20 protein-coding genes are annotated in these 26,751 nt (G+C 66.0%); 7 read left to right on the top strand and 13 right to left on the bottom strand.

The window, feature by feature from the left end; translation table 11 throughout:
* Positions 1 to 460: 460 nt before the first annotated feature.
* From ACP7DW_RS28240 to ACP7DW_RS28230, 3 genes are all read right to left on the bottom strand, one after another.
* Positions 461 to 2,242 (bottom strand): ABC transporter ATP-binding protein, encoded by a 1,782-nt coding sequence (locus ACP7DW_RS28240; RefSeq protein ID WP_426057695.1) that lies wholly within the window; start codon positions 2,240 to 2,242, stop codon positions 461 to 463.
* A gap of 1 nt (position 2,243) precedes the next feature.
* Complete coding sequence (locus tag ACP7DW_RS28235) at positions 2,244 to 3,995, bottom strand: ABC transporter ATP-binding protein (protein ID WP_426057696.1); 1,752 nt, start codon at positions 3,993 to 3,995, stop codon at positions 2,244 to 2,246.
* Positions 3,996 to 4,160: 165 nt separating this feature from the next.
* Positions 4,161 to 5,054 (bottom strand): phasin family protein, encoded by an 894-nt coding sequence (locus ACP7DW_RS28230; RefSeq protein ID WP_426057697.1) that lies wholly within the window; start codon positions 5,052 to 5,054, stop codon positions 4,161 to 4,163.
* 382 nt (positions 5,055 to 5,436) lie between these two features.
* Between ACP7DW_RS28230 and ACP7DW_RS28225 the strand changes: the two genes are divergently transcribed.
* The 6 genes from ACP7DW_RS28225 to ACP7DW_RS28200 all read left to right on the top strand — a co-directional run bounded on the left by ACP7DW_RS28225 (position 5,437) and on the right by ACP7DW_RS28200 (position 13,241).
* Positions 5,437 to 6,711: an amidohydrolase family protein gene (locus tag ACP7DW_RS28225; protein WP_298406947.1), complete on the top strand. Its 1,275-nt coding sequence runs from the start codon at positions 5,437 to 5,439 to the stop codon at positions 6,709 to 6,711.
* 36 nt (positions 6,712 to 6,747) lie between these two features.
* Positions 6,748 to 7,266 carry a GNAT family N-acetyltransferase gene (locus ACP7DW_RS28220; RefSeq protein ID WP_426057698.1) on the top strand — a complete coding sequence of 173 codons (519 nt, stop codon included), beginning with the start codon at positions 6,748 to 6,750 and terminating at the stop codon, positions 7,264 to 7,266.
* On the top strand, positions 7,263 to 7,808 hold the full coding sequence (locus ACP7DW_RS28215) for a GNAT family N-acetyltransferase (protein ID WP_426057699.1): 546 nt from the start codon (positions 7,263 to 7,265) through the stop codon (positions 7,806 to 7,808). Before ACP7DW_RS28220 ends, ACP7DW_RS28215 begins: the two co-directional genes overlap by 4 nt.
* A gap of 134 nt (positions 7,809 to 7,942) precedes the next feature.
* Complete coding sequence (gene xylB / locus ACP7DW_RS28210) at positions 7,943 to 9,418, top strand: xylulokinase (RefSeq protein WP_426057700.1); 1,476 nt, start codon at positions 7,943 to 7,945, stop codon at positions 9,416 to 9,418.
* A 226-nt stretch (positions 9,419 to 9,644) separates the two neighbouring features.
* Positions 9,645 to 11,258, top strand: coding sequence for a methyl-accepting chemotaxis protein (locus tag ACP7DW_RS28205; RefSeq protein ID WP_426057701.1), 1,614 nt, complete (start codon positions 9,645 to 9,647; stop codon positions 11,256 to 11,258).
* Positions 11,259 to 11,426: 168 nt separating this feature from the next.
* Positions 11,427 to 13,241: a putative bifunctional diguanylate cyclase/phosphodiesterase gene (locus ACP7DW_RS28200; protein WP_426057702.1), complete on the top strand. Its 1,815-nt coding sequence runs from the start codon at positions 11,427 to 11,429 to the stop codon at positions 13,239 to 13,241.
* Here ACP7DW_RS28200 and ACP7DW_RS28195 read toward each other — a convergent pair.
* From ACP7DW_RS28195 to ACP7DW_RS28150, 10 genes are all read right to left on the bottom strand, one after another.
* The gene (locus tag ACP7DW_RS28195; protein ID WP_426057703.1) at positions 13,232 to 15,679 is read right to left on the bottom strand and encodes a TonB-dependent siderophore receptor; all 2,448 of its coding nucleotides are present in this window, start codon (positions 15,677 to 15,679) and stop codon (positions 13,232 to 13,234) included. The two genes, ACP7DW_RS28200 and ACP7DW_RS28195, sit on opposite strands and share 10 nt — an antisense overlap.
* A 79-nt stretch (positions 15,680 to 15,758) precedes the next feature.
* On the bottom strand, positions 15,759 to 16,754 hold the full coding sequence (locus ACP7DW_RS28190) for a FecR domain-containing protein (protein WP_426057704.1): 996 nt from the start codon (positions 16,752 to 16,754) through the stop codon (positions 15,759 to 15,761).
* On the bottom strand, positions 16,721 to 17,248 hold the full coding sequence (locus tag ACP7DW_RS28185) for a sigma-70 family RNA polymerase sigma factor (protein ID WP_426057705.1): 528 nt from the start codon (positions 17,246 to 17,248) through the stop codon (positions 16,721 to 16,723). The genes ACP7DW_RS28190 and ACP7DW_RS28185 overlap by 34 nt, the downstream gene beginning before the upstream one ends.
* Positions 17,249 to 17,253: 5 nt before the next feature.
* A complete protein-coding gene (locus ACP7DW_RS28180) occupies positions 17,254 to 17,607 on the bottom strand; it encodes a DUF3325 domain-containing protein (protein ID WP_426057706.1) in 354 nt (117 codons plus the stop codon).
* Positions 17,607 to 19,229 (bottom strand): PepSY-associated TM helix domain-containing protein, encoded by a 1,623-nt coding sequence (locus ACP7DW_RS28175; protein WP_426057707.1) that lies wholly within the window; start codon positions 19,227 to 19,229, stop codon positions 17,607 to 17,609. Before ACP7DW_RS28175 ends, ACP7DW_RS28180 begins: the two co-directional genes overlap by 1 nt.
* Positions 19,226 to 19,561 carry a DUF3649 domain-containing protein gene (locus tag ACP7DW_RS28170; protein WP_426057708.1) on the bottom strand — a complete coding sequence of 112 codons (336 nt, stop codon included), beginning with the start codon at positions 19,559 to 19,561 and terminating at the stop codon, positions 19,226 to 19,228. The genes ACP7DW_RS28175 and ACP7DW_RS28170 overlap by 4 nt, the downstream gene beginning before the upstream one ends.
* 2 nt (positions 19,562 to 19,563) lie before the next feature.
* The gene (locus tag ACP7DW_RS28165) at positions 19,564 to 20,310 is read right to left on the bottom strand and encodes a DUF4198 domain-containing protein (RefSeq protein ID WP_426057709.1); all 747 of its coding nucleotides are present in this window, start codon (positions 20,308 to 20,310) and stop codon (positions 19,564 to 19,566) included.
* A 370-nt stretch (positions 20,311 to 20,680) separates the two neighbouring features.
* Complete coding sequence (locus tag ACP7DW_RS28160) at positions 20,681 to 23,077, bottom strand: TonB-dependent siderophore receptor (protein WP_426057710.1); 2,397 nt, start codon at positions 23,075 to 23,077, stop codon at positions 20,681 to 20,683.
* Positions 23,078 to 23,168: 91 nt separating this feature from the next.
* Positions 23,169 to 24,248: a FecR family protein gene (locus ACP7DW_RS28155; RefSeq protein WP_426057711.1), complete on the bottom strand. Its 1,080-nt coding sequence runs from the start codon at positions 24,246 to 24,248 to the stop codon at positions 23,169 to 23,171.
* A gap of 8 nt (positions 24,249 to 24,256) precedes the next feature.
* On the bottom strand, positions 24,257 to 24,781 hold the full coding sequence (locus tag ACP7DW_RS28150) for a sigma-70 family RNA polymerase sigma factor (protein WP_426057712.1): 525 nt from the start codon (positions 24,779 to 24,781) through the stop codon (positions 24,257 to 24,259).
* A gap of 129 nt (positions 24,782 to 24,910) precedes the next feature.
* Between ACP7DW_RS28150 and ACP7DW_RS28145 the strand changes: the two genes are divergently transcribed.
* Positions 24,911 to 26,542 carry an alpha-D-glucose phosphate-specific phosphoglucomutase gene (locus ACP7DW_RS28145; protein ID WP_426057713.1) on the top strand — a complete coding sequence of 544 codons (1,632 nt, stop codon included), beginning with the start codon at positions 24,911 to 24,913 and terminating at the stop codon, positions 26,540 to 26,542.
* Positions 26,543 to 26,751: the final 209 nt, after the last annotated feature.

Below are 26,751 nucleotides of genomic sequence, written 5' to 3'. Positions count from 1 at the left end.
CAGTGCGATACCACAGCATTCATCATCATGGCAGTGTCCTCCTGTCCCAGTTAGATGATGTTTGCTACAAAGAGTGCAGTTTTTTATCTCATCTGTGACGACACACCTTTAAAGGGGTGAGGCTAAGAGCCTATCCCAGTAGATGAATACATCTCCTGCTGGCGCCCCTCAGAAGCGGGGACTGCGTTGATCGTCGTTGCGTGGCTCGCCACGCGTCCTCCTCACGCCTTATCCGCGCTCCTGATGCGCGGCCAGCAGAAGACGCTCCCTACTGGGATAGGCTCTAAGCAGAAAAATGGCGGCAAAGATATTCCTGATCGACAGTTTGCTGCGCATGGCGTCCCCCGGAAGTGTGGTTGGGGCCGTTGGTACTGCCCGCCAGATCAATATACTCCCTTCTGTATGGCGTCTTTAATGCCATACAGAAAAAAGTGGCGCCGCGCAACGGCGCCCGTGCCTATCACACTGCCAGTTGCTGCAGCAGGTACAGGCGCTGGTACAAACCGCCCTCGATCTGCATCAGTTCCTCGTGCGGTCCCGCTTCCGTGATGCGGCCATGGTTGAGCACGATGATCCGGTCGGCCTCGCGGATGGTCGACAGGCGGTGCGCGATGGCGATGATGGTCACCTTGCCGCGCAATTCATTCAGGGCCAGCTGCACGATCTGCTCCGTCTGGCTATCGATGCGCGAGGTCGCTTCGTCCAGCAGCAAAATGCGCGGCTGGCCGGCCAGCGCGCGGGCAATCGCGATCAGCTGCTTCTGCCCCGACGACAGGCGCGAGCCGCTTTCGCCCAGCGGCGTATCGTAGCCGTGTTCCAGCGCGGCGATGAAGTCATGCGCATGCGCGGCGCGCGCGGCCGTCTCGATCTGCTGCTGCGTGTAGCCGCGGCCCATGTCGATGTTTTCGCGCGCCGAGGCGGCCAGCAGGAAGGGGTCTTGCGGCACCAGGCCCACGTCGGCGCGGAAGTGGTCATTGTCGATGCTGTCGAGGGCGACGCCATTGATGCTGATGCTGCCCTGCGTGACGGGGTAAAAGCGCAGCAGCAGCGAGAGCAAAGTCGACTTGCCGCTGCCCGTGTGGCCGACGATGCCAAAAAACGCGCCCTGCGGAATGCTCAGGGACAGCTCGTGCAGCACGGGCTGATTTTCCACGTAGGCGAAGGTCAGGCGCGCGATGTCCACGGCGGGCGTGTTGCTGTCCGCTGTCGCCTGCCGCAGGGCCGGTGTTTGTCTTCCCTGCGCGTGTTCCAGCGCCTGCGCTTCGTCCAGCAGGGCCGAGACGCGTGCCGTCGCCACCACCGACTGCTGCAGCTGGCTGAATTGCATGGTGATCTGGATCAGCGGCTCGATCACACGCGCGATATAGCTGATGAACGCATACAGCACGCCCACTTCCAGGGCGCCCATCTCGCGCTGGCCGAAGCTGAAGATGACGACGGCCAGCAGCACGATGTTGAGCATGTCGAGCGCGGGGCGCAGCAGCCAGGCGTTGGCGCGCAATTCCTGCATGCGCGCCGTGTAGTGGTCCTGGTTGATGCCCGTGAAGCGCGCGCCGAAGCGTTTTTCCGCGTTATTCGCCTGCAGCACGCTCATGCCGCCGATCGATTCGGCGATCTGCCCGTTGATCTCGCTGCGCAGCGCGCGCGCGCGCGTGACGGCCGGCGCGCTCCAGCGCTGGTACAAAAAGACGATCACCAGCACCGCCGGCAGCAGGGCCAGCACGATCAGCATCAGGCGCCAGTCGAGGAAGGCCATGGCGGCCATGGTGCCGACCAGCACGATGGAGCTGTCGAGGATGACGAACAGCACCTGCACGTACAGCGATTTCACCGCTTCCGTGTCGTTGGTGACGCGGCTGACCAGCTGGCCCGTGATGGCGCGGTCGAAAAAGGCCATCGGCAGGCGCAGCACGTGTTGATACACGGTTTCGCGCAGGCGCTGCACCGAGCGCATGGCCAGGCCGGACAGGCGCACCAGCTGCAAATAGCGCAGGCCCGAGGCGACCCAGCCCGTGAGCAGGCAGCCGCCCAGCAGCAGCGACATGCGCGTCCAGTCCAGGTGGCGCGGCAGCAGATGCTGGTCGATCAGGGCCTTGCCCAGAATCGGTCCCGTCACTTCCAGCGCGGCGGCGAGGATCAGCCAGAACGTGGCCCAGTATAAATGGCGCAGATCGGGCGCGGCGGCGCGGCGCAGCAGGCCGATCGCTTGCGCGGCCTGGCGGCGCACGGGTTGTTTGGTCATATCAGATGGCATCGAGGCTGGCCTCCAGTTGTTGATAGCGCCACTGGCTGGCATACCAGCCGTCGCGCTGCATCAGCGCGTCGTGGCTGCCCGTTTCCGTCACGTGGCCATCGCGCAGCACCAAAATCAGGTCGGCGTTGACGACGGCGCTCAGGCGGTGACTGGCGATGATGGCGCTGCGCTCGGGGCGCTTGCGGCGCAGTTCTTCCAGGTGCTGCAGGATGCGCGTTTCCGTGCCCGTGTCGACGGCGGATAAAGCATCGTCGAGCAGCAGCAAGCCGTTGTCGGCCAGGAGGGCGCGGGCGATCGCCACGCGCTGGCGCTGGCCGCCGGACAGGGTGATGCCCTTTTCGCCCACATGGGTGGCATAGCCTTCGGGAAATTGCAGGATATCGGCGTGGATGTCGGCCAGCTGCGCCGCCCGTTCCACGTCCTCGCGCGTGGCGCCGGGACGGGCCAGGGCGATATTGTCGGCGATGCTGGCGGAGAACAGGAACGACTCCTGCGGCACCCAGCTGATGGCCGCGCGCAGCGCATGCAGGGTGTAGGCGTCGAGCGGCTGGCCGTTCCACGTGGCCGTGCCCGATTGCGGCGTGACCTGGCGCAGCAGCACGCGCAGCAGGGTCGACTTGCCGCTGCCCGTGGGACCGACCAGGCCCAGAGTCTGGCCCGGCTGCAACAGCAGCGAAATGCCGGACAGCGCGGGCGCCGTCTGGCCAGCGTAGGCGAAGCCGATGTGCGTCAGTTGCAGGGGGCCGGGCGTCAGCGTGGCGATGGTGCCGTGGTCGTCGATGGCCAGCGGCGCATCGAGCATCGGTTGCAGCCGCTGCCAGGCGGCGCGGCCCCGTTCGATCAATGAGAGTACCCAGCCGGCGGCGAACATGGGCCAGATCAGCTGGCCCAGGTACATGGAAAAGCTGGTCAGCGCGCCGATGGTCAGCTGGTCTTGCCATACCAGGTAGCCGCCCAGGCCCAGGGTCAGCGCGGTGGCGGCCGTCAGGGTCAGGCCGACGGCCGGTTCATACGCCGCTTCCCAGCGCTGCGCCGTCAGGCTGGCGTTGGCTGCATGGCCGGCCAGGGTGGAGAATTGCTGGCTGCTGCGCTCTTCCAGGCCCAGCGCGCGCAAGGTGCGCACGCCCGACAAGGACTCTTGCACATGGTCGTTCAGCGCGGAAAAGCGTTGCAGCGAATCCGTCGACGCCGTGTGGATATGGCTGGAAATGCGCCAGAAGGCCAGTCCCATCAAGGGGAAGGGCAGCAAGGCGATGCAGGCCAGGCGCCAGTCCACGCCCAGCAGCATGATGCCCAGCACCATCAGCAGGGTCAAGGTGCCGTCGAAGCCGGCCAGCATGGCTTCGCCAGCGGCCATTTCGATGGCGTCGATGTCGTTCGTCGCCAGCGCCATCAGATCGCCCGTGCGCTGGTTCTGGTAAAACGACGCGCCCTGCTGCGACATGCGCGTGTAGAAGCGCGTGCGCAGCATCACGCCCAGCTGGTAGGCGGCCTTGAACAGGGTGATGCGCCAGCCCACGCGCAGGAAGTAGATGACGACGCCGACGGCGAGCAGGGTCAGCAGTTCCAGCCACAGTTCGGCCGCCGTCATGCGGTGCGCGGCCAGCGCGTCGATGATGGCGCCCACGCGGCGCGGGATCCAGACGGTCAGTGTCGCCACGCCGGTCAGCATGACGGCGGCGGCGGCATACGCCGGCCAATGCTGACGCACGAAGCCGGCGATGAGCCTCGATAAACTCATGGTTACCTTTTGTTTTGAGTAATGGGGTGTCGCGGGGCGGAAGGATGGGCACGCGGACGGAAAGTACGCGTAGGATACAACAAGGCGGAAAAGCGCGCTGTGGACGGGCACGCAAAAAACGGGCCGTAGCCCGTTGTTTTGCTGCGTCAGTGGCGTGCGCGCGGCTTACTTGCGGCCGCTGCCTTTGCCGCCCAGCATGTCGAGCTGTTTCGATGGCGCGCCCTTGGGGGCTGTCTTGGCTGCCGGCTTGGCGGCCGGTGCTGGCGCGTGCTTCACGGCAACCTTGGCCACGGTCTTGCCGGCGGAGCTGGCCGGCTTGGCGACGGGTTTGCTGGAAGGAAATTGTTTCGCGGCAGGCTTGGCTGGCGCTGGTGCGGCGGCTTTCGCTGGCGCCGGTACTGGCTTGGCCGTTTCAGGCTTGGCTTCCGGCTTGGCCACTGGCTTGGTGTCGACGGCTTTCACGGCGGGCTTGTCGGCGACCTTCTCGGCAACCTTGGCCGGTGCTGCCGCTGGCTTGGCTGCTGGGGCGGGGGCGACAACGGGGGCGGGTGCTGCCTTGGCGGCAGGCTTGGCCACTTCGACCGGCTTGGCGGCGGGCGCAGGTGCTGCTGCCACTGGTGCCGGTGCTGGTGCGGCGGTCGGCTTGGGCGCGGGCGCCGCAGTAGCAGGTACAGCGGCCAGTACCGGCTTGGCCGCTGCCGGGGCGGGGACGGCAGCAGGGGCGGCCGCATCGAGGCGGGCCTTGGCCGAGGCCAGCAATTCAGCCTGGGTGCTCGAGGCGATGCCGAACAGCTGGCGGCTATACGCCAGCACGCTTTCGATATTCGGCTGGGCCTGGCTGGTGCTGTAGCTGAAGAAGTCGCGCGGGTCTTGCGTGACCAGCAGGTGCTGCGCCGTTTCTGCCGTATGCGACAGCGCGGCCTTGCCTGCGTTCAGGTTCAGGGCGATGATTTTCTCGGCGCTTTCGAAGACTTTGCTGGTCAGGGTGCTGAAGATTTGCAGCTGGCTTTCCAGTTGCGACTTGGCGGCGCTGGAAATGTGTTCTGGAAGCGGAAACATATTTACTCCTTTGTACGGATTAAAATGCTGGCAAAACGCTCTGCAAAATCCCGAAAACCAGAGTTGGCCGCGTTTTGTAAAGTGGGTAGCGCGCTAAAAGCTGATCATGGACTTGTTATGATGCAACGCAATATGAATATTCTAGCGGTGATTCGAGTTAGTTGAAAGTTATTTTATTCAGCCGCGCGGCACCTGCTTGCCCTATTCATGCGCCCGGCAGCATTTGCGGGAAGTTTGCGCACGCGCAAGGTGTTGTCAGCGAATCTATGGCCATGCTTTTGCGAGTGGCAGCATTCGTGCACTGCAACATTTTATAGAAAATGTATAAAATTACAATTAACTTGCAACACCAGGCACCGTAGTCAACCCAAGGAGTGTCCGCATGGACTTAGTCATCCGCAATGCCAGCCTGCCCGACGGGCGCCGCGCCATCGATATCGCCATCGAGGACGGCCGCATCGCCGCCGTCGGCCCCGCCTTGCCCGTGCAGGGCGCGCAGGAGATCGACGCCGCCGGCGACCTGGTCACGCCGCCGTTCGTCGACGCCCACTTCCACATGGACGCCACGCTCAGCTACGGCTTGCCGCGCGTGAACGCTTCCGGCACTCTGCTCGAAGGCATCGCCCTGTGGGGCGAGCTGAAGCCGCAATTGACGCAGGACGCGCTGGTGCAACGCGCCTTGCAGTATTGCGACTGGGCCGTGGCGCGCGGCTTGCTGGCCATCCGCTCGCACGTCGATATCTGCGACCCGCGCCTGCTGGCCGTGGAAGCGCTGCTCGACGTCAAGCGGCAAGTGGCGCCGTATCTCGACCTGCAACTGGTGGCGTTCCCGCAGGATGGCATCTTGCGCAGTGCCGGCGCCTTTGATAATTTGAAACGCGCGATCGCCATGGGCGTTGACGTGGTGGGCGGCATCCCGCATTTCGAGCGCACTATGGCCGACGGCGCCGAATCCGTGCGCCTGCTGTGCGAATTTGCCTGCGAGCGGGGCCTGATGGTGGACATGCATTGCGACGAGTCGGATGACCCGCTGTCGCGCCACATCGAAACCCTGGCCTTTCACAGCCAGCGCCTCGGCATGCAGGGCAGGGTGACGGGCTCGCACCTGACGTCCATGCATTCGATGGACAATTATTATGTGAGCAAGCTGCTGCCGCTGATCCGCGAGGCCGGCGTGGCGGCCATTGCCAACCCCCTCATCAACATCACCCTGCAGGCGCGCCACGACACGTATCCGAAGCGGCGCGGCATGACGCGCGTGCCCGAGATGCTGGCCGCCGGCATTCCCGTCGCCTTTGGTCACGACTGCGTGATGGATCCGTGGTACAGCCTCGGCTCGGGCGACATGCTGGAAGTGGCACACATGGGCTTGCACGTGGCGCAGATGACGGGCCAGCAAGCGATGCACGACTGTTTTTTGGCCGTGACCGAGACGCCGGCGCGCATCCTGGGCCTGGACGGCTATGGCATCGCGCCTGGCTGCCACGCAGACTTGCTGATCCTCGATTGCGGCTCCACGGTCGAAGCGCTGCGCCTGCGCGCGGCGCGGCGCCTGGTACTGCGGCGCGGGAAAATCGTCAGCGAGGCGCCGCGCGCGCAATCGCGTCTGCAACTGCCGGGCCGGCCCGAAACGGTCAATTTCCGCCTGGGGCGCTGATACAATCAGCCATCACTTGTTATCTGGAGCACCGCCTTGAAAGAAATTGATATCCGCCTGGCCCAGGAAGCCGACTTCGACGCCATGTGGCCGATTTTCCAGACCCTGGTGGCCGCTGGCGACACCTACACCTTCCCGGCCGATACCACGTGTGAAGCGTGCCACGCCTACTGGTTCGGCCCCGGTGTGCAAAGCCATGTCGCCGTGATGGGCAGCGAGCGCTTGCTGGGCATGTACAAGCTGGTGGCGAACCAGCCGGGCCATGGATCGCACGTGGCCAATGCCTCATTCATGGTCGACCCGGCCGCGCAGGGCGTGGGCGTGGGTCGCATGATGGGCGTGCACTGCATGGAAGAAGCGCGCCGCGCGGGCTACCTGGCGATGCAGTTCAACTTCGTCGTCAGCACCAACCTGGCCGCCGTCACCCTGTGGAAAAAGCTGGGCTTTTCTATCATCGGCACCCTGCCGCTGGCCTTCCGCCACGCGCACCTGGGCTATGTCGATGCCTACGTGATGTACCAGCTGCTGACCGATCCGATGCAGTGGCCGGCATGAGCGGCGCCGCGACAGAATCGGTGATCGTCATCGAGACGCCCCGCTTGCTCCTGCGCACCTTCACGCCCGAGGACGCGCCGTTCTACCTGGCACTGATCAATGAGCCGTCGTGGATCGCCAATATCGGCGACCGCAACATCCATACCGTGGAGGCGGCGCGCGCGGCGCTGGAAGCCGGTCCGATCGCGCAGTTCCGCGAGCATGGCTATAGCTTTTACGTTATCGAGCGCCGCAGCGACGGCGTGGCCATCGGCATGGGCGGCATGATACGCCGCGACAGCCTGCCCGGCCCCGACATCGGCTACGCCATGCTGCCCGCCTACTGGGGCCAGGGTTATGCCTGGGAGGCCGCCGCCGCCGTGGTGCGGCATGCCCGGCACACGCTGCGCATCCCCACCCTGTACGGCATCACCTCGCCGCAGAACCAGGCGTCGATCAATTTGCTCAATAAACTGGGCTTGCGCTTCGAGCGCTTCTCGCGCCTGCCGCCGACGGGCAAGGATACCAATATCTACCGCAAGGATTTTCGCCAGCATGGTTGAACGCGCTGGCTGGCGCGTATCGGCAAAGTGTGAAAAAGTATGCGGAAAGCCGTGCTGCTGGCGGCGCCGGGCGATTACCATAACGTGACATCGCCGCCGTGCGCGGGCGCCCATACACTTTTCATGGAACCATCGTGACCTATCTCGGTATCGATATCGGCACTTCCGAAGTCAAGGCCATCCTGACCGACGACGCGCAAACCATCCTCGCCAGCAGCGGCGTGACCCTGCGCGTGTCGAGCCCCCATCCCGGCTGGTCGGAGCAGAATCCGGAGGACTGGTGGCACGCCACGCTGGACGTGATCGCCGCCATCCGCAGCGCCCAGCCGGTGGCGTTTTCCGGCTTGCGCGGCATCGCGCTGTCGGGCCAGATGCATGGCGCCACGCTGCTCGACAAGCAGCAGCACGTGCTGCGCGCGGCCATTTTGTGGAACGATACGCGCGCCTTTGCCGAGTGTGTCGAACTCGAAGCGCTGGTGCCCGAGTCGCGCGCCATCACGGGCAACCAGGCCATGCCCGGCTTCACGGCGCCCAAGCTGCTGTGGCTGCAAAAGTACGAGCCGTCGCTGTTTCGCGCCATCAGTAAAGTCTTGCTGCCGAAGGATTACGTGGCGCTGCGCCTGACGGGCGACTGCGTCTCCGACATGTCCGACGCCTCCGGCACCCTGTGGCTGGACGTGGCCAAACGCGACTGGTCCGAGCGCATGCTGGCGGCCACTGGCCTCTCGCGCGAACACATGCCGCGCCTGGTCGAAGGCAGCCATGCCGCCGCGCAGATACGCCCGGCGCTGTGCCAGGAATGGGGTATCGCGCATGCGGTGGTGCTGGCCGGCGGCGCGGGCGACAATGCCGCCGCCGCCGTGGGCCTGGGCGTGGTGGAAGCGGGCGCCGGCCTGCTGTCGCTGGGCACCTCCGGCGTGCTGTTCGCCGGCAGCGACGGTTTCGCGCCCAATCCGGGGCAGGGCGTACACGCCTTCTGCCATTGCCTGCCCGGACGCTGGCACCAGATGAGCGTGATTCTCAGCGCCGCGTCCAGCCTCAGTTGGGTGGCGCGGCTGACGCAGTCGTCCGACATCGGAGAACTGGTGACGCTGGCCGAAGGCGTGGAAGCGCGCACGGCACCGATCTTTTTGCCCTACCTGAGCGGCGAGCGCACGCCGCACAACGACGCCACGGCGCGCGGCGTGTTTTTTGGCCTGTCGACGGAACATGGGCGCGCCGAACTGGCCTACAGTGTGATGGAAGGCGTGGCCTTTGCCATGGCCGACGGCAATGCGGCCCTGCGCAGCGCCGGCACGCGGCTGGAAGAAGCGTCGTTCGTCGGCGGCGGCTCGCGCAGCCGCTTCTGGGCCCGGCTGTGCGCGAATGCCTCGGGCTTGCACGTGCTGCGGCACGACCATGGCGTGGCTGGCGGCACCTTGGGCGCGGCGCGCCTGGCGCAGATGGCGGTGACGGGCTTGTCGCCCGCGCAGGTGTGCACGCGCCCACCCGTGCAGGAAACGATCGCGCCGCAGGCGTGCGCCATGCTGGACGAGCGGCTGGCGCGCTACCGGCGTTTGTACCCGCTGCTGCGCGAAGAGTTCGTGGGCGCGGCCGCAGCGGCGCGCTGAGGCGACCGGCAAGGTTGCCGGCCCGACCATGCTGTGAGCCGGGCAATATGGCCAGACAGTCAACCTTCCCGTGTAATTTGTTGTTTCTGTGTTGAAAGTGTTTCTCTAGCGAAAGCAGCGCTTGGTTTTTCACGGGGTGCGCGGCATGATTTCTTCATTTGGTGGGAATTGGATAGTTTTGGTGGCGCCTTTGTTGCCATCCTGTTCTTGCCATCGGGAGAAACATATGCAACTCGCGAATCTGAAAATCTCCATCCGCCTGGGTCTGTTGGGCGCCTTCTTCTTCCTTGCGCTGGTGTTCGTTGGCGTGCGCGGCTGGAGTGCGCTCGATGCGGCCAGCGCACGCAGCGCGGAGGCCATGCAGCGCTCCGTGGCCCTGACGGAAGCGGTCGACGCGGCGCGCAGCGCGCAGGTGGAATTCAAGATCCAGGTGCAGGAGTGGAAAAACATCCTGCTGCGCGGCGGCGATGCGGCCGCCTTCCGGCGCTACCGCGAAGCGTTTGTCGCCAGCGGCGCGCAGACGCGCAAGGAGTTGGCCGGCTTGCAGGCCATGATGGCCGCGTTGAAACTCGATACGGCGCCCGTGGCGCAAGCGCTGCAGGCGCACGACGCGCTGGGCGTGAGCTACCTGGCGGCGCTGCAGCAGTATGACGGCGCGCGCGCCGACAGCGCCCACACGGTCGATGCGCTGGTCAAGGGCATGGACCGCGAACCGACGCGCCAGATCGACGCCATCGTCGCCACCATCGGCAAGCAGTCGCACAGCCTGATGGCGCAGATGAAGGAGCAGGACGCCATCGCGCACCGCAGCGCCAGCATCGCCATGCTGGCCACCGTGCTGGTGACCCTGGTCGTCGGATCAATCACCGTGTGGTGGCTGATCCGCAGTATCACGGTGCCGCTGGGCGCGGCCGTCGGCATCGCCCAGCAAGTGGCGGCCGGCGACTTGCGCGCCGTGGTGGCCGACAGCAGCCGCGATGAAATCGGCGACCTGCTGCGTGCCTTGAAGGCGATGAGCGGCAACCTGGCCGACATCGTGGGACGGGTGCGCGCCGGCACGGACGCCATCGCCACGGCGTCGGTCGAAATTGCCAACGGCAACATGGACCTGTCGTCGCGCACGGAGGAACAGGCCAGTTCGCTGGAAGAAACGGCCGCCGCGATGGTCGAGCTGACCTCCACCGTGCGGCAGAATAACGACAACGCGGACCAGGCGCGCCAGCTGGCCGGCGGCGCATCCGACGTGGCGCAGCGCGGCGGCGAGGCAGTGGCGCAGGTGGTGCAGACCATGAGCCATATCAATGCCTCGTCGAAGCGCATCGTCGACATCATCGCCGTCATCGACGGCATCGCCTTCCAGACGAATATCCTGGCCCTGAATGCGGCCGTGGAAGCGGCGCGCGCGGGCGAGCAGGGACGCGGCTTTGCCGTCGTGGCCACCGAAGTGCGCAGCCTGGCGCACAGGTCGGCCTCGGCAGCCATGGAAATCAAGCAGCTGATCGGCGAATCCGTGCGCACGGTGGAAGAGGGCAGCGTGCTGGCGGGCCAGGCGGGGCGCACGATGGACGATGTCGTCAGCAGCGTGCAGCGCGTGAACGCCATCATCGGCGAGATCGCCGTAGCCAGCGTGGAGCAGCGCGATGGCATCGAGCAGATCAGCATCGCCATCAGCCAGATGGATGGCGTGACGCAGCAGAATGCGGCCCTGGTGGAGCAGGCCGCCGCCGCCGCGGACGCGCTGCAGCAGCAGGCGGCCAGCCTGGCCGACGCCGTCAGCATTTTCAAACTGCACGCCGTTCCCGGCGTGGCCGCGCCGTCCCGGAGACTGTCGCTGACCTGACGCAGGCCCGCCCCGCGCCGCTTGATGCCAGTCAAGCGGCGTCCGATCAGGCAAATATCGCGCCGAAATTCTTATACTATTTCCTTTCCGCATGGATCTGCGCCCGGCCGCATGGCGCGCGTTGCAAAGGAAAACCATGTTCTTCACTTTCCGCCTGCCGGGTGATGCATGACGGCGCTGCTGCTGGCGCTGTGCCTGACCCTGGCCCTGCTGCTCGCCGTGCTGCTGGCCTGCCAGTGGCAGGCGGCGCGCATGTGGCGCATGCGCCATGCGACGGGCGTGGTGCTGCAGGCGGCGCAGGCGCAGCGCATGGCAGATGCGCTGGCGCTGCTGCACGCGCTGCCGGCAGCCGTCATCGGCACCGACCACGATGGCGTGGTGCAGTACCTCAATCCCCGCGCCAGCGCCATGGGCGGCCGGCTGGGCGACGATGGCCTGGGCCAGCCTGTGACCGAGCTGCTGCCGCTGTTCCATGACGGCGCGCCCGTCGATGCGGCGCGCCAGGTGCGCGATTGCGTGGCGCGGCAGGAAGTGCTGGAAGTGGCGCGCGGCGCCGTGCTGCTGCGCCATCTCGATGGCAAGCGCATCGACGTGCAGTACAGCTGCGCGCCGCTGGCGCAGGGCGGCGCGGTGCTGCTGCTGCACGATGTGTCGGCGCGTCGGCGCGCCGAGCAGCAGCTGGAATTCATCGCCCACCACGACGGCTTGACGGGGCTGCCGAACCGGCTGCATTTCCAGATCCGCTTCGAGCACGGCATCGCTTACGCGCGCCGTCACCAGGCTTTGCTGGCCGTGCTGTTCGTCGATATCGACCGCTTCAAGTCCATCAACGACAGCCTGGGGCACGACGTGGGCGACCAGGTGCTGACGGAGTTCGCGCGCCGGGTGCAGCAGTGCGTGCGCAAGGTCGACACGGTGGCGCGCCAGGGCGGCGATGAATTCATCATCCTGCTGACGGAACTGCGCACGGCGCACGATGCCGAGCGGGTGGCCGAAAAAATCGTCGCCGCCATCGCCGCGCCCTTCGTCATCGGCGAATACAGCCTGTCGGTGGCGGCCAGCGTGGGCGTGGCCCTGTACCCGGACGATGACGACGACGTCAATGCACTGATCGAGAAGGCCGACCTGGCCATGTACGCGGCCAAGCGCCACGCGCCAGGTACCTGCCTGCGCTACGCGCCGCGCATGCAGACGCAGTCGTATTCGCGCACCATCCTCGAGACGGCCCTGCGCCATGCGCTCGAACGCAACGAATTCGCCCTGTTCTACCAGCCGCGCATGGACCTGAAGACGCGCACCATCACGGGCGTGAAGGCGCTGCTGCGCTGGAAGCATCCGGAACTGGGACTGATGATGCCGCTCGATTTTTTGCCGGTGCTGGAAGAAAGCGCCTTGATCCTGCCGGTCGGGGCCTGGGTGCTGGCCACGGCGGTGGAACAGGCACGCAGCTGGATCGCGCAGGGGCAGATGCTGACGGTGTCCGTCAGCCTGTCGGCGCGCCAGTTCTACCAGCGCGATATCGCGCGCAATTTCGCCGCCGCGCTGGAGGCGGCCGGCGTACCGGGGCACTGCATCGAGCTGGAAATCGCCGCCGGCATCCTGATCGACCGCAACCAGAACTGCGAACTGATACTGCGCCAGTTCCGCCAGCTGGGCATGGCGATTGCCATCAGCGATTTCGGCACGGGCGACGCGTCGCTCACTTACCTGAAACGCTTTCCCACGGATGCCGTGAAGATCGAAAAGTGCTTCGTCGACGACCTGGGCAAGCCCGGTGGCGACGGCGCCATGGTGCGCGCCATCGTGGCGATGGCGCGCACGCTCGGACTGCGCACCATCGCCGGCGGCGTGGAAAGCGGCGCGCAGCTGGAACTGCTGGCCGAGATGGGCTGCGACGAGGCATTTGGCTACTACCTGGGCCGCGCCATGGCGCCCGAGGGCATTGAGGTGCTGCTCAAAAGTAGTGCAGTCCTTCAGAACTGATAGCGCAGCGACAGCATGGCGTTGCGCGGATCGCCGTAGTAGCCGCCCATGCCCGTCGAGTAGTAGCGTTTGTCGAAGACATTGTTGACGTTCAGGGTCGCCAGCAATTGCTTGCTGACCTGATACTGCGCCATCAGTCCCGCCACCGCATACGCTTTCTGCGTGAAGCGTTCGCCGTTCGGCCCGCGGTCATCCATGTAGATATTGCTCTGCCAGTTCACGCCGCCGCCCAGCACCAGGCCCGGTATGCCTTGCGCCAGGCGCCAGGTGCTCCACAGCTTGGCCATGGCTTGCGGCTGGTTGGTCTGGATGCGTTCGCCGGCGGCATTGCGGATGCGGCTGTAGGCATAGCTGGCCGTCAGTTGCCAGTCGAGGCGCAGCTGGCCCGAGACTTCCGCTTCGACGCCGCGCGTGGTGGCGCCCTTGACCGTGTGATAGGCGTAGGAACCGCCGCCCGTGCCGATGATCCAGACATTGCCCGGATCGGCTTCGGCCAGGTTTTCCTGCTTCAGCTGGAAGACGGCGGCGCTGGTGGTGAGCTTGCCGCCGAAGAATTCGCCCTTCGCACCCACTTCGTAGTTCTTGCCTTCGAGCGGCGCCAGGAAGCGGCTGTTGACGTCGCGCTGGCTTTGCGGCGTGAAGATGCTGGTGTAGCTGGCGTAGGCCGACCAGTGCCGGCCCAGGTCGTAGACCAGGCCCGCATACGGCGTGATCTTGCCGTTTTCACGCATCGCGTCGTACAGGTCCGTGTCATTGACATAGTCGCTGCGGATGTCGCGCTTCCAGTACGACAGGCGCGCGCCAATAATCACCGACAGCGCATCCGTCGGGCGCAGGCGCAGGGTCGAGTACAGGCCGCTTTCGCGTTCCTTGTCGTACGAACTGCCCAGGCGCGTGCCGCTGTAGTCGGGCACCGGCATATCGCCATTCCAGGCGTGGATATCGGGCACCGTGTAGTCATAGCCATCGAGGCGCCAGCCCGGATAGATGGGGCTGTTCGTCTTGAGTTCAGAGGCGCTCACGCCCAGCACCAGTTCATGCTGGCGGCCGAAGGCCTGGAACGGGCCGCTGACATAGGCGTCGAGCGAGGTCTGTTGCGGCTTGCTGTGCCAGTTGGCCAGCCACAGCCGCATGCCGCCGCCCGTCACGCGGTCCGGGTAGCCATTGCCGGAAAAGCCCTGCAAGGCATCGTACTGGTTGCTGCTGCGGCTGACGGCCAGCTTGGCGATCCAGTCGTTCTCGAAATAGTGGTCGAGCGTGGCGAACAGCATGCTCTGCTCGCGCTCGTACGTGCTCCACGCGGCTGTGCCGTTCATCGAGCGGGGGAAGCGCGTCTGCGAGCCGTCGGCATAAAACATGGGGAAGTCGCGCCCTGCACCCTTGAGCTTTTCCTTCTGGTAGTTGATGCCGGCGCTGAGCACCGTCGATGGCGTCAGGTCCGCTTCGACGATGGCGTACAGCACGTCTTTTTTTTGCTGGTAGCGGTCGATGAACGAGCGCTGGTCTTCGTGCGCGGCGACGATGCGCGCGCGCACCTTGCCGTCCGCCGTCAAGGGCGTCGAGACATCGCCTTCGATGCGGTAGCGGTCCCACGAACCGAGTTGCGCGCCGGCCGTGGCGGCAAAGCGGCGGCCCGGGCGCTTGCGCACCAGGTTGACGGCCGCCGACGGGCTGCCCGTGCCGCTGATCAGGCCCGTCGCGCCGCGGATGATTTCGACCCTGTCGTAGATGGCCATGTCGTAGGTGCGCGCTTCCAGGTTCTTGCTGGTCGGGATGCCGTCGAACATATACGACGTCACTTCAAATCCCCGTGAAAACACCTGGTCGTATTCGCGCGTGCTCGACGAATGGTCGACCGTGATGCCGGGCGCTTGGACCAGCACATCCTGCAAGGTACGCAAACCCTGGTCGTCGATCTGCTGGCGCGTGATGACGCTGACCGCCTGCGGCGTTTCGCGCAGCGACAGGTTCAAACGCGTGGCGCTGGTCAGCCCCGCGTAGCCGCGCTTGCCTTCCGTGGTGCCGTCGCGCAGGGCGCTGGAGCTGACGGCGACTTCATCCAGGGTGGCGGCGATCGGCGCGCCGGGCGATGTTGCGCTGGCCTTGCGCAGCACGTAGCTGCGCTCTCCGCTGGGCAGCGCCTCGAGGCCTGTGCCGGCCAGCAAACGGGCCAGTGCCTGCGGCACCGTGTAGCTGCCGCTCAGGCCCGGCGTGCGCACGCCTTGCAGCAGTTCGGCCGCCGCACCGACGCTCACTTTTGCTTCGATGGCAAAGCGGGCGATGGCGGCGGACAGTTCGCCGGGCGGCACGCTGACATTCACCTGCGTGGCAGTTGGCGCGGCGGCATCGGCCGCCATCGCTGGCAGCTGCGCCAGCGACAGCAGGATCACGGCGCCGCCGATGGCGCGCGCGAGGGGAGTCAAACGGGGTGGGTGCATGGTCTGGCCTTTCTGGTGGAGTGTCGTTGTCGTACTTACAGGACAGGCCATGCCGAAAAAAAGGGCCAACTTTTATAAACTATTGTTTGCGGGCTGTGAGGGTGACCCAGTATTGGGTGCGGTACAGCACGTCGATGGGCAGCATGTGCGCCAGGCTTTCCAGCACGGCGTCCGTGTCGTCGAGCTGGAAGGCGCCTGACAGGCGCAAGCCCGCCACCTGCGGTTCCACGCGCAGCAGGCCGGGGCGGTAGCGTGACAGCTCAAAGGCGAACGCATCGAGGCGCATGTCCTGCGCCGCCAGCATGCCGCGCGCCCATGCATCGGCTTGCGGCTGCGCTGGCACGGGCAGGCCGGCGTGGCTGGCGTCGAAGCGGCTGTGTTGTCCCGCCATGAGCGTGCGCACGGTGGCCGAGGGCGCGCGCGGCGTGATTTCCACGGCGTGTTCGAGCACCGTCACGCGGCTGCTGTCGTCGTCGACGCGCACGGTGAAGCGCGTGCCCAGCGCGCGGATGCGGCCATGGCAGGTGGCGACGATGAAGGGGCGGCTGCCTGCGTGGTCGGGGCGCGTCTGCACCAGTACTTCGCCGCGGCGCAAGGTCAGCAGCCGTTCATCGGCGCCATACGCCAGGTCGACGGCGCTGTCCGTGTTGAGCACCAGGGTGCCGCCATCGGGCAAGGACACCTCGCGCCGTTCGCCCACGCCGCTGCGGTAGTCGGCCAGCATCTCGTGGCGTACCAGCAGCCAGGCGGCCGGCGCCGTCATCAATGCCAGCAGCACCTGCACGGCCACGCGGCGCTGCGGCCGGCGCAGCACGGGCGCGGCCAGCTCCGGCGGCAGCAGGCTGGCCGTTTGGCCGACCTGCTGCACCTTGTTCCAGGCGCGCGCATGTTCCGGGTCGCGCGCGCGCCATTGCGCCGACGCCGCCAGGTCCTCACGCGTGGCCTGGCCCGATTGCTCCAATAAATACCATTCGACGGCCTGGCGCGCCACCTTGCGCGATAGCGGAGGATATAGCGGGGGAGACAGGGGAGCGGCGCTGCTCATGGCGCCCGGTCCGGCGCCTGCAGCACGCATTCGGTCAGCGCCTCGGCCATGTAGCGTTTCACGGAGCGCTCGCCGATGCCCAGCTGCGCGGCGATTTCCGCATACGTATAGCCTTCGATCTGCGCCAGGATGAAGACGGCGCGCACCTTCGGTTTCAAGCCATCGAGCATGGCATCGACCGCTTGCAGCGCCTGCAGGATTTGCGCGCGCTGCTCGACGGAGGGCTGGTACTGCTCTGGCTGCGCGGCCAGCGCATCGGCCCACGCGCGTTCCAGCGACTGGCGCCGTAAATGATTGATCAGCAGATGTTTGGCGACGGTGGCCAGGTAAGCTTTCGGCGCGCGCAGGGCTGGCGTTTGCGGCTGTGCGGGGGCACCGGCCAGCAGGCGGATGAAAGTGTCCTGCATCAGGTCGGCGGCATCAAAAGCATTGCCCAGGCGCCGCTGCAGCCAGTGCACCAGCCAGCCGTGGTGCGCGCGGTAATGGCTTTCCAGCTGCGTGGGCAGCAGGGGTAGCATGGCCATGATGGTTACAGCACTGCCAGCGCGACGGCGGCCAGCACGGCCGCGCCGCCGATGATGCGCGCCAGGCGCATGGCCTGGTGCGGCGCGTAGGGCAGCAGCCAGATCAGCAGCAATCCGCAGCCCGTCAGGCTGCCGACCCAGTAGACCAGGCCATAGCCGCCGCCGGCGATGTGCATGGCCCAGGCCAGGGAGGCCGCCAGCGCCAGCGACCCTGTCCATTGCAGGCGGCGGCGCAGCGGCGCGGGCGGTTCGGCGCCGCGTCCGTGCAGGTCCGCGTAGTGGCGGTCCATGGCCAGGCACAGCGAAGACAGGCCGGCATAGCACAGGGCAAAGACGAGAAAATTCGACAGCAGCTCCATTACGCGGCCTCCATCGTCGTTGCCGGCTTGGCGGCGGGTGTGGTTTTGGCCGCCTTCACCGGCAGCGGTTTCAACTTGAACGCCGCATACGCGAAGCCCAGGCCCAGCATCAGCACCACCAGGTCGAAGGCGGCCACCGCCACGGGGCCGCGGCCCAGGAACAGGGTCACGCCCAGGTGCGAATTGGTGGTGAAGACGTTCAGCACGGGCAGCGATGCCAGCAGGAAGGCGCCCACGGCCAGCTGCATGCGCCACATGGCGCGCGAGGGGCGCAGCTGGGCGATGATGGCGGCCAGGGCCCAGGCGCCGAAGAAGCAGGCGATTTCTTCCTTCGAGCGCTCTTCCATCGCCACCGGCAGCAGGCGGTTGGCCCAGAAGTAGGCGCCGAAGGCGATCGGGATGCCGGCGATGGCGCCGATGTTGAGCGCTTCGACCAGGCGCAGGCCGAAGCTGGCGCGCTTGCCGGCGGCCAGCGCCTTGGCTTGCTTCTGGCGCGTCTTGACGGCCCACAGCAGGGCGCCCGTGGCCACCATGGCACAGCCGGCCAGGCCGGAGAGGAAGAACAGCGCGCGCAGCAGCGGCCCGCCGAAATGCGCGACGTGCAGTCCGACCATCACGCCTTGTGTGGCGGCCGCGCCGGGCTGCGCGTCGCCGTCGGTCGACAGCAGCTTGCCGCTGACGCCATCGAATTCCATCGACGGCTGCTTCGACGACATGTCGCGTCCGCCGGCGCGCGTCAGCGAAATGGTGGCGTTGACGTCGCCCGGGTGATTCACGGAGATGCGTTCGACCTTGCCGCCCCAGTGCTGTTCCGCCTGGCGCACGAGCGGTGCGATCGGCGTCAGCGGCGCGGCCACGCCGGCCGGCTTGCTGTCGCCCGAGCGGCCGGGAAACGCTTCGGCGAAGAAGGCGTCCTGGTCGCCCTTGTAGGCGGCCGTGGCGCCGGACGGCATGTACAGGAACATCAGGGTGACGAGGCCCGTGTAGGTGATCATGATGTGGTAGGGCAGTGCCAGCACGGCCGTCACGTTGTGCGCGTCGAGCCACGAGCGCTGGCCCTTTTTCGGCCGGAAGGTAAACAGGTCCTTGAAGATGCGCTTGTGCGTGACGATGCCGCTGATGATGGCAACGAACATGAACATGGCGCAGAAACCCACGATCCAGCGGCCCCAGATGGCCGACATGTAGTGCAGGTCGAAATGCAGGCGGTAGAGGAATTCGCCGCCGCGCGTCTCGCGCGGCTTCGACAGCACCTCGCCCGTGGCCGGGTCGGCTTTTTCGCTATGAAAATTGCCACGCCGTCCGCGTTTCTTTTCGCCGGGCTTCGACGGTTTGCTCCAGCCCAGTTGCGTGGCGGGATTGCGCTCGCCGGGCAGGCTGATGAACCAGCGCGTGGCGCCCGTGGCGCGCTCCTGCATCGCTTGTTGCGCGACCTTGGCCGCTTCCTCGGTGCTGACCTGGCTGGCGGCGGCGCCGTGCAATTCGGGCTGCATCCACAGGGTGATTTCATTGCGGTAGTAACTGGCCGTGCCGGCGCAAAACACCAGCAGCAAAATCCAGCAGACGAGCAGGCCGGACCAGGTGTGCAGCCATGCCATCGACTGGCGGAAACCTTCTTTCATGCGAGACTCCAGGAGAGTGCGTCCATCGACTGCAGGATGGCGGCGATGACGGCGGCGGGAATCAACAGGCCCAGCCAGGCGCGCAGGGCGCTGCGCGTGGCGAAGACCCACATCACGGCGCAGGTGTAGATGGCAAACGACAGCAGGGTGGCCGTCATGACGGCTTCGGCACGGGCCATAGGCAGGCTGACCGACAGCAGCATGGTGACCAGCGCTGCCAGCACGTAGCCGCCAACGATGGCCGCCACGCTGCGCGAGGCCACGCCGAGGCGGTAGACGGCGCTGGCGGAGAGCCGCAGGCGCGGCATTTTAATGATGGCTGGTGCTTGCATGGTCAGTCGTGATCCTTGCTCGGTGGCTGGGCCGGGCCGGCCGGCAGCGGCGTCACGCCGTGCGGCTGCAGCAGGCTCAGGGTGGTCACGAACATGGCCTTGTCATAGGCTTGCGCACCGCGCTGGCCGGCCGTCTTGTCCGTGTGCTGCACTTCCAGTACATAGCTGCCCTTCCATGGCAGCGGGAAGCTGACCAGGCCTTGCGCATCGCTCCACGCTTCCTTGCCCCAGCCCGATTGCACCACGGCGTTGACCTTGGCTTGCGCCAGCGGCTTGCCCTGGTAGCTGACCTGGAACTGGCCCGGTTGGCCGGTCGGCACCAGGTCCAGGGTCAGCGCGGGCGCTTGCGCCTTGCTGTCGGCGACCAGGCGCGCGGCGGGAATCCACACGGTGCGCGTGCTCTTGCCATCCTTCTTTTCTTCCCACGACGGGTAATTGTCTTCTTCGACGACGATGCTTTCGCCGGCGCCCACCTTGCCATTCAGGATGAACGCGCCGGCCGTCTTGCTTGCCTGCAGCGGCTGCGCGCCTTTGGCCGAGATCCACGTCACGTTCCTGATGCTGAACTTGTCCAGCAGGCCGGGCGATGCTTCGCGCAGGTTGTCGCCAAATTCACCGAAGTACACGCTGGCTGCCTTGCCGTCCTGCTGCAGCCAGATCTGGTGCGCGCTGGCCGAGCCAGAAGCGAGGGCCGCGCCCAGCAGGGCGGTGGCGAGGACGCCGAGGCGCGCGATGGAAGTGATGTGCATGCTGTATGCCTTGGTTTGTGGTGAGAAACGTGGTTGTCGCAGCGCTGCAAAGTACCGGGAAGTGGCGGCGGCAGTGCCGGCCAGCGAACGTGCTTGCGCCATGAAACGCCCTTTTTTCGTTGTTGATATGGGAAGGCTTGCTTGGCGGGGATGCCTGGCTGGCGCAGCGTGTCATCCAGCTGCGCATCAGCCATGCCGTCCTGGCCGGTCGATGGCAGGCGGGACATGCGCGATGCAGACTCCGAACGGAATCCAAATGTGAATGAGAACTATTCTTATTATAGTGTGGGGTTGCGAGACATGCAAGAGTGCGATGTTGTAAACGAAGAAGGCCGCCCCATTGCTGGCGGCGGCCGTCCCGGGGGGCGCGTTACAGCTGGCCGCGCAGGGTCAGCATGGCATTGCGTGGTTCGCCATAGAAGTTGGAACCATAGGCGGCCCACACGCGCGTGTAGTATTTCTTGTCGAACAGGTTGTTCACCGTCAGCGACAGCTCCAGCGTGGGACTGAGGCGGTAGCCTGCCTGCAAGCCCACCGTGGTGACGGGCCCCTGCGCGAATTTCACAGGGCCGTTCAGGCGGTACATGCTGCTGACGCTGCGCAAGCCGCCGCCCACGCTGATCTTGTCGAGCGCGCCGGCCAGCCGGTAGTTGGTCCACAGATTGACATTGTGGCGCGGCGCGATGAAGGTGTAAAGCTGGGCCTTCTGGTCGTCGCTGCCTTCGAGGGTGCGCGTGCTGGTGTAGGAATAGCCGCTCGTGATGTTCCAGCCCGGCAGGGGACTGCCGCTCAATTCGGCTTCCATGCCCTGGCTGCGCATCTTGCCCGCACCGATGGAAAACAGCGGATTGGCCGGATCGGGCATGACGCGGTGTTCATCTTCCATGCGGAACAGGGCCGCATGCGCATTGACGTTCTTGTCGAACAGCTCCGCCTTCAGGCCCAGTTCGAATTGCTGGCCCGTGCGCGGTTTCAGGGTCTGGCCGGCGGCGTCCGTGGTGCTTTGGGGCGAGAAGATGCGCGTGTAGCTGCCATAGGCCGACACCTGCTTGTCGAGCTCATAGACCAGGCCCGCGTACGGCGTGAATTTCGCATTGATGGTGTTGCTGACATCGGTGAACTGGTTGAAATACGCATTGCGGTTGATGGTGTGGTTGTCCCAGTGCGTCAGGCGTCCGCCCAGGTTGACGGCCAGACGCTCGGTGGCTTGCAGGCGGGTGCGCGCGTACAGGCCGAACTGCTTCGTGCGGTTGTCATTGCCGTTGGAAAAGGTATAGCTGGGCCGGGCGAGATTGTTATCCGGATGGAAGATGTTGATCGGCGCATTGTCGCCGCCGCCATACTGGAAATGCTTGTGCACCTGGCGGTAGTCGGCGCCCACGATCAGGTCGTGGCTGCGGCCAAACGCCTGGAACGGCGTGGCCAGGTAAGCGTCCAGGCCCTGCGTCTTCCAGTGGCTGCGGTAGTTCCAGCTGATCAGGCAGCTGTCACCCGTGACGGGATCGGCCGAGCAGTCGGACCAGCCGAAATTGCGCGACGGTTCATCCTGCTCACGGTACAGGGCGGTGACCTTGAACTGGCCGCCGTTGTCCAGCTTGTGATCGAGTTCGGCAAAGTACTCGGTGACCTTTTCCGTGATGTGGTTCCAGGCCGGGTCCAGGTAGGTGGAGCGGGGCACATCGAGCAGGCGCCCGTCTTCATACGCGGGCAGGCCGAAGGCGGGACGACCCTTGTATTGCTGCCAGGTGACGCCCCCCGTCAGCACGGTGCCCGGCGCCAGATCGACGGCAACGGTGCCGTACAGCAGCGGTTTTTCCGCATACACATGGTCGACGAAGGAGCGCCGGTGCTCATACGCTGCCACCAGGCGGCCGCGCACCTTGCCATCCGTGCTCAGGGGGCCCGTGACGTCCGCTTCCGCGTAGTAGCGGTCCCAGGAACCCGCGCTGAGCACGCCGCTGGCGGCAAAGGTGTCGCGCGCCCGCTTGCGCACCAGGTTGATGCTGCCGCCCGGGTCGCCCGCGCCCTGGAACAGGCCGGCCGGGCCGCGCAGCACTTCCACGCGGTCATAGATGGCCAGGCCGAAGCCGGCCGACAGGTCATTGCCCGTGCTGGCCGGCGTCATCACGCCATCGACCTGCACCGCATCGAGCGCATAGCCGCGCGAGTAAAAATTGCCGTGGTTGCCGCCCGTGCTGCTCGCTTCGACGGTGATGCCCGTCACGCCGCGCATGGCGTCGTCCAGGTTCAGCAAATTCTGGTCGTTCAATTGCTGGCGCGTCAGCACGGAGACGGACTGGGGAATCTCGCGCAGGCTTTGCCGGCCCTTGTCGATGCTCACCGCCTGCGCCGCATACGACTTGGTCAGCTCGGTATCAGTCGTTGCCTCCTGGCGCGCGCTGACAGTGATTTCCGCCAGGGTCGCCACCTTGCCCGTGGCGGCGGGCGCCGGACGGATGATGACGCTGTTGCCGTCGATGGCAGCGGCCAGGCCGCTGCCGGCCAGCAGGCGTTCCAGGCTGTCGGCCACGCTCAGCGTGCCGCTGACGGCGGGCGCCGTCTTGCCAGCCACCAGTTCGGGTGCGAACAGCAGTTGCAGATTGGCTTGCCGCGCCAGCTCATTCAGCGCCTGACCCAGCGGCTGGGCGGCGATGGCCAGTTTGACGGTGGGCGCCGTTTGCGCCTGTGCCTGGGGGATGCTGCCCAGGGCCAGCATGGCGGCCAGAGCGAGGGGAGCGGGTGTCAGATTGAGGCGGGGGGACCACATGTTGCATTTCTCCAAGTTAATTTGGTGTCGATTAACTTGGTAGACGCGGCAGTGCGCCAAATCCTCACCTGCGAATGCGAACTATTTTCATTTATTTTGCAGGCAGCCGCATCGCAGGGGCTTGCGCCGGCATTGTTGCCGCCATGCGGATCTCGCTGACGCCACCATCGCGCACGACGTGGACGGGCAGCAGCTGCGGCAAGGCAGAGGCGAAGCGGTCGAGCTGTGTCAGGCTGAAGCTGCCGCCGATGCGCAGCCTGGCCACGGCGGGATCGCGCACGGCCAGGCCCGTGTCGCCATAGCGTTCGAACTCGGCCAGCGCCGCGCCCAGCGGCACGTTGTCGAAGGTGACACGGCCGTCGCGCCACGGCGCCACGCTGCCGGGAGCCAGGCTGGCGACGGCCGACAAATTCCCGGCGGCGTCGGCCGTCACGCCCTGGCCGGCCGTCAGCGCGACCTGCTCCTGCCGCGCGCCCGCCACGCGCACCTGGCCATGTTGCACGGCCACGCGCAGCTGGCCGTCGTGGGCCACGGTGTTGCGCACGGAAAACTGCGTGCCCACCACCGTCACCGTCAAGGGGCCGCTCAGCACGTTGAAAGGCTGGCCCTGCTTCGCTTGCACCTGGAACAGCGCTTCGCCGTGCGCCAGACGCACTTCGCGGCGCTGGCGGTACACGGTGACGTGCAGCTGCGTGGCCGTATCGAGCTGAACCTTGCTGCCGTCGGGCAGGGCGATGGCCAGGCGCTGGCCGCGCGCGGTGGCATACGACTGGCTGAACGTGGGTTGCTGTTGCCACCACTGGTAGCCGCCCGCGCCCACGCTGAGCAGCAGCATGGCGGCGGCCGCATACGGCAGCACGCGCAGGGAGCGCAGAAGCGGGCGGCGGGGGGATGGCGCTGGTACTGTCCAGCGGGTGGTCACCTGCGCGGGAATCCGGCGCGCCGCGCGATAGCTGTCTTGCAACTGGGCATACGCGTGCGCGTGCAGCGCATCGGCCGCCAGCCAGGCGGCAAACTCGGCCTGCGCATCAAGCTGGCCGCGCCGGCTGAACCAGGTGGCGGCCGCCAGCGCTATCGGGTCTTGCGTGGCGGCAAAGTCGGCGTACTCGCGCAAGTCCGCCTGCTCCTGGGCAGAAGGGCCGAAAGCGTGGCGAGGCGGGTGGGCGGTCATGGGCGCCATTATGTGGCTTCCCGTAAAGAATACAACTGCGCCTGGCAACTGAGCATGCCGCGTGCGATATGTTTTTCCACCATACTCACGGAAATGCCCATGCGCGCGGCGATGTGCGCGTGCGGCAATTGCTCGAAGATGTGCAGCACGAAGGCGTCGCGACAGCGCGGCGGCAAGGCGTCGATGGCGGCCACGCAGGCTTGCCAGTCCTGGCTGCTTTCCAGCGCCTGCTCCGGCTGCAAATGGCGCGGTGCGGCCGGATGCGCGGTTTCCGGCAGGGCGTCGAGTTCCTCGTGCTGGCGCAAGGCGGCGCGCCGGTGCTGGTCGATCAGCAGGTTGCGCGCCGTGTGATACAGCAGCGCGCGCGGTTCGCGCACGGCCGCTTCGCCCAGCACGCGCGCGTAGCTCTCCTGCACCAGGTCGGCGGCAGCTTCGCGGTTGCGCAAGCTGTGCCAGCAATAGTTCAACAGTTCTTGGTAATAGCGTGCAATCACGGCGTCCGATGGTTGAGTCAGCAGCCAGGAATGCCGCATATGAGAATGATTCTCATTATATTGCATGCCGGGAGATCGCGCTAAGCGGCTTGCCGCACCGTGGCAGGCCTACAACGCTTTGCCTCGCGGCCAGCATCGGTTAACATGGGAAGTTAATAAGGAGGCAAGATGGCTATTCAAATTATCAATACGGCACCGGTGGCTGGTCAGCGGCCCGGCACCTCGGGCTTGCGCAAGAAGGTGGCGGTCTTCAGCGCACCGCAATACCTGGAAAACTTCGTGCAAAGCGTGTTCGACACGCTCGGCGACTGCCATGGCCAGACGCTGGTGCTGGGCGGCGACGGGCGTTACTACAACCGCGCGGCCATCCAGACGGTGCTGCGCATGGCGGCCGCGCACGGCTACGCGCGCGTGCTGCTGGGGCAGGGCGGCATTTTGTCGACGCCTGCCGTCAGCTGCGTGATCCGCAAGCATGGCGCCAGCGGCGGCCTCATCCTGTCGGCCAGCCATAATCCGGGCGGCCCCGATGGCGATTTCGGCATCAAGTACAACATCGCCAATGGCGGCCCGGCGCCGGAAAAGGTCACCGAAGCCATGTTTGCGCGCACGCAAACCATCACCGAATACCGCATCAGCGACGCTGCCGACATCGACCTCGATGCGCCGGGATTGACGCGCATCGAGCAGATGACGGTCGAAGTGATCGACCCGGTGCTTGACTACGCGGAACTGATGCAGCAGCTGTTCGACTTCGACGCCATCCGCGCCCTGTTCGCGGGCGGCTTGCGCATCTGCTTTGACGGCATGCACGCCGTCTCCGGCCCGTATGCGACGGCCATCCTGGAAGGCATGCTGGGCGCGCCGAAGGGCAGCGTCATCAATGGCGTGCCGCTGGAAGACTTCGGCGGCGGCCATCCGGACCCGAATCCTGTCAACGCGCAGGAATTGATCGCCATCATGGCCGCTGAGGATGCGCCCGACTTCGGCGCCGCCTCGGACGGCGACGGCGACCGCAACATGATCGTCGGCCGGCGCTTCGACGTGACGCCCTCGGACAGCCTGGCGATTTTGGCCGCGAATGCCACGCTGGCGCCAGGCTACCGTGGGGGCTTGACCGGCATCGCCCGCTCCATGCCGACGTCGGGCGCGGCTGACCGGGTGGCCAGCGCGCTGGGCATTCCGTGCTACGAGACGCCGACGGGCTGGAAATTTTTCGGCACCCTGCTCGACGCGGACATGGCGACGCTGTGCGGCGAGGAAAGCTACGGCACGGGTTCGAACCACGTGCGCGAAAAGGATGGCCTGTGGGCCGTGCTGTTCTGGCTCAACCTGCTGGCAGAGAAAAAACAATCGGTGGAAGACATCGTGCGCGCGCACTGGGCCACGTATGGCCGCAATTACTATTCGCGCCATGATTACGAAGACATCGACAGCGCGTGCGCGACGCAGCTGATGGACGCCGTGCGCGGCCAGCTGGCCGCCTTGCCGGGCCAGGTGCTGGGTGCTTACACGGTGGCGCTGGCCGACGATTTCAGCTACACGGACCCCGTCGACGGCTCGGTGGCGACGCAGCAGGGCATCCGCATCATCATGACGGATGGCGCGCGCATCGTGCTGCGCCTGTCCGGCACGGGCACCGAGGGCGCCACCCTGCGCCTGTACCTGGAGCGCTATGAGGCCGATCCGGCACTGCATGACATCCCGACCCAGGAGGCGCTGGCGGGACTGATCGCCGTGGCCGAGCAGCTGGCGCAGATTCGCGAGCGCACGGGGCGCGACGCACCGACGGTGACGACGTAAAAAAGAAGGGCGCGTAGGTCGGATTAGCGTGGCATCGCCACGCGTAATCCGACGACATTGTCAGCAGCGTTGTCGGATTACGCCCTTTGGGCTAATCCGACCTTGTATTATTCCCTTCATGCCGTTCGCGATATTGCGGACGGTATCGACCGCTGTCAAAATCTTGGTAGGCATATCAAGACCGGGTAACTGGATGCCGTATCCGCCCT

This window comes from Janthinobacterium sp. PSRC1-1 (assembly GCF_049897525.1).
GTDB lineage: Bacteria > Pseudomonadota > Gammaproteobacteria > Burkholderiales > Burkholderiaceae_D > Janthinobacterium > Janthinobacterium tructae.
The sequence above is the reverse complement of the archived record's forward strand: the minus strand, read 5'-3'. Positions and strand labels throughout refer to the sequence as shown.

Excerpts from the sequence above, each read along its gene's own strand:
- ACP7DW_RS28240 (WP_426057695.1), bottom strand. The coding sequence starts at position 2,242 with ATGACCAAACAACCCGTGCGCCGCCAGGCCGCGCAAGCGATCGGCCTG.
- ACP7DW_RS28235 (WP_426057696.1), bottom strand. The coding sequence starts at position 3,995 with ATGAGTTTATCGAGGCTCATCGCCGGCTTCGTGCGTCAGCATTGGCCG.
- ACP7DW_RS28230 (WP_426057697.1), bottom strand. The coding sequence starts at position 5,054 with ATGTTTCCGCTTCCAGAACACATTTCCAGCGCCGCCAAGTCGCAACTG.
- ACP7DW_RS28225 (WP_298406947.1), top strand. The coding sequence starts at position 5,437 with ATGGACTTAGTCATCCGCAATGCCAGCCTGCCCGACGGGCGCCGCGCC.
- ACP7DW_RS28215 (WP_426057699.1), top strand. The coding sequence starts at position 7,263 with ATGAGCGGCGCCGCGACAGAATCGGTGATCGTCATCGAGACGCCCCGC.
- ACP7DW_RS28205 (WP_426057701.1), top strand. The coding sequence starts at position 9,645 with ATGCAACTCGCGAATCTGAAAATCTCCATCCGCCTGGGTCTGTTGGGC.
- ACP7DW_RS28200 (WP_426057702.1), top strand. The coding sequence starts at position 11,427 with ATGACGGCGCTGCTGCTGGCGCTGTGCCTGACCCTGGCCCTGCTGCTC.
- ACP7DW_RS28195 (WP_426057703.1), bottom strand. The coding sequence starts at position 15,679 with ATGCACCCACCCCGTTTGACTCCCCTCGCGCGCGCCATCGGCGGCGCC.
- ACP7DW_RS28190 (WP_426057704.1), bottom strand. The coding sequence starts at position 16,754 with ATGCGTGCTGCAGGCGCCGGACCGGGCGCCATGAGCAGCGCCGCTCCC.
- ACP7DW_RS28185 (WP_426057705.1), bottom strand. The coding sequence starts at position 17,248 with ATGGCCATGCTACCCCTGCTGCCCACGCAGCTGGAAAGCCATTACCGC.
- ACP7DW_RS28180 (WP_426057706.1), bottom strand. The coding sequence starts at position 17,607 with ATGGAGCTGCTGTCGAATTTTCTCGTCTTTGCCCTGTGCTATGCCGGC.
- ACP7DW_RS28175 (WP_426057707.1), bottom strand. The coding sequence starts at position 19,229 with ATGAAAGAAGGTTTCCGCCAGTCGATGGCATGGCTGCACACCTGGTCC.
- ACP7DW_RS28170 (WP_426057708.1), bottom strand. The coding sequence starts at position 19,561 with ATGCAAGCACCAGCCATCATTAAAATGCCGCGCCTGCGGCTCTCCGCC.
- ACP7DW_RS28165 (WP_426057709.1), bottom strand. The coding sequence starts at position 20,310 with ATGCACATCACTTCCATCGCGCGCCTCGGCGTCCTCGCCACCGCCCTG.
- ACP7DW_RS28160 (WP_426057710.1), bottom strand. The coding sequence starts at position 23,077 with ATGTGGTCCCCCCGCCTCAATCTGACACCCGCTCCCCTCGCTCTGGCC.
- ACP7DW_RS28155 (WP_426057711.1), bottom strand. The coding sequence starts at position 24,248 with ATGACCGCCCACCCGCCTCGCCACGCTTTCGGCCCTTCTGCCCAGGAG.
- ACP7DW_RS28150 (WP_426057712.1), bottom strand. The coding sequence starts at position 24,781 with ATGCGGCATTCCTGGCTGCTGACTCAACCATCGGACGCCGTGATTGCA.
- ACP7DW_RS28145 (WP_426057713.1), top strand. The coding sequence starts at position 24,911 with ATGGCTATTCAAATTATCAATACGGCACCGGTGGCTGGTCAGCGGCCC.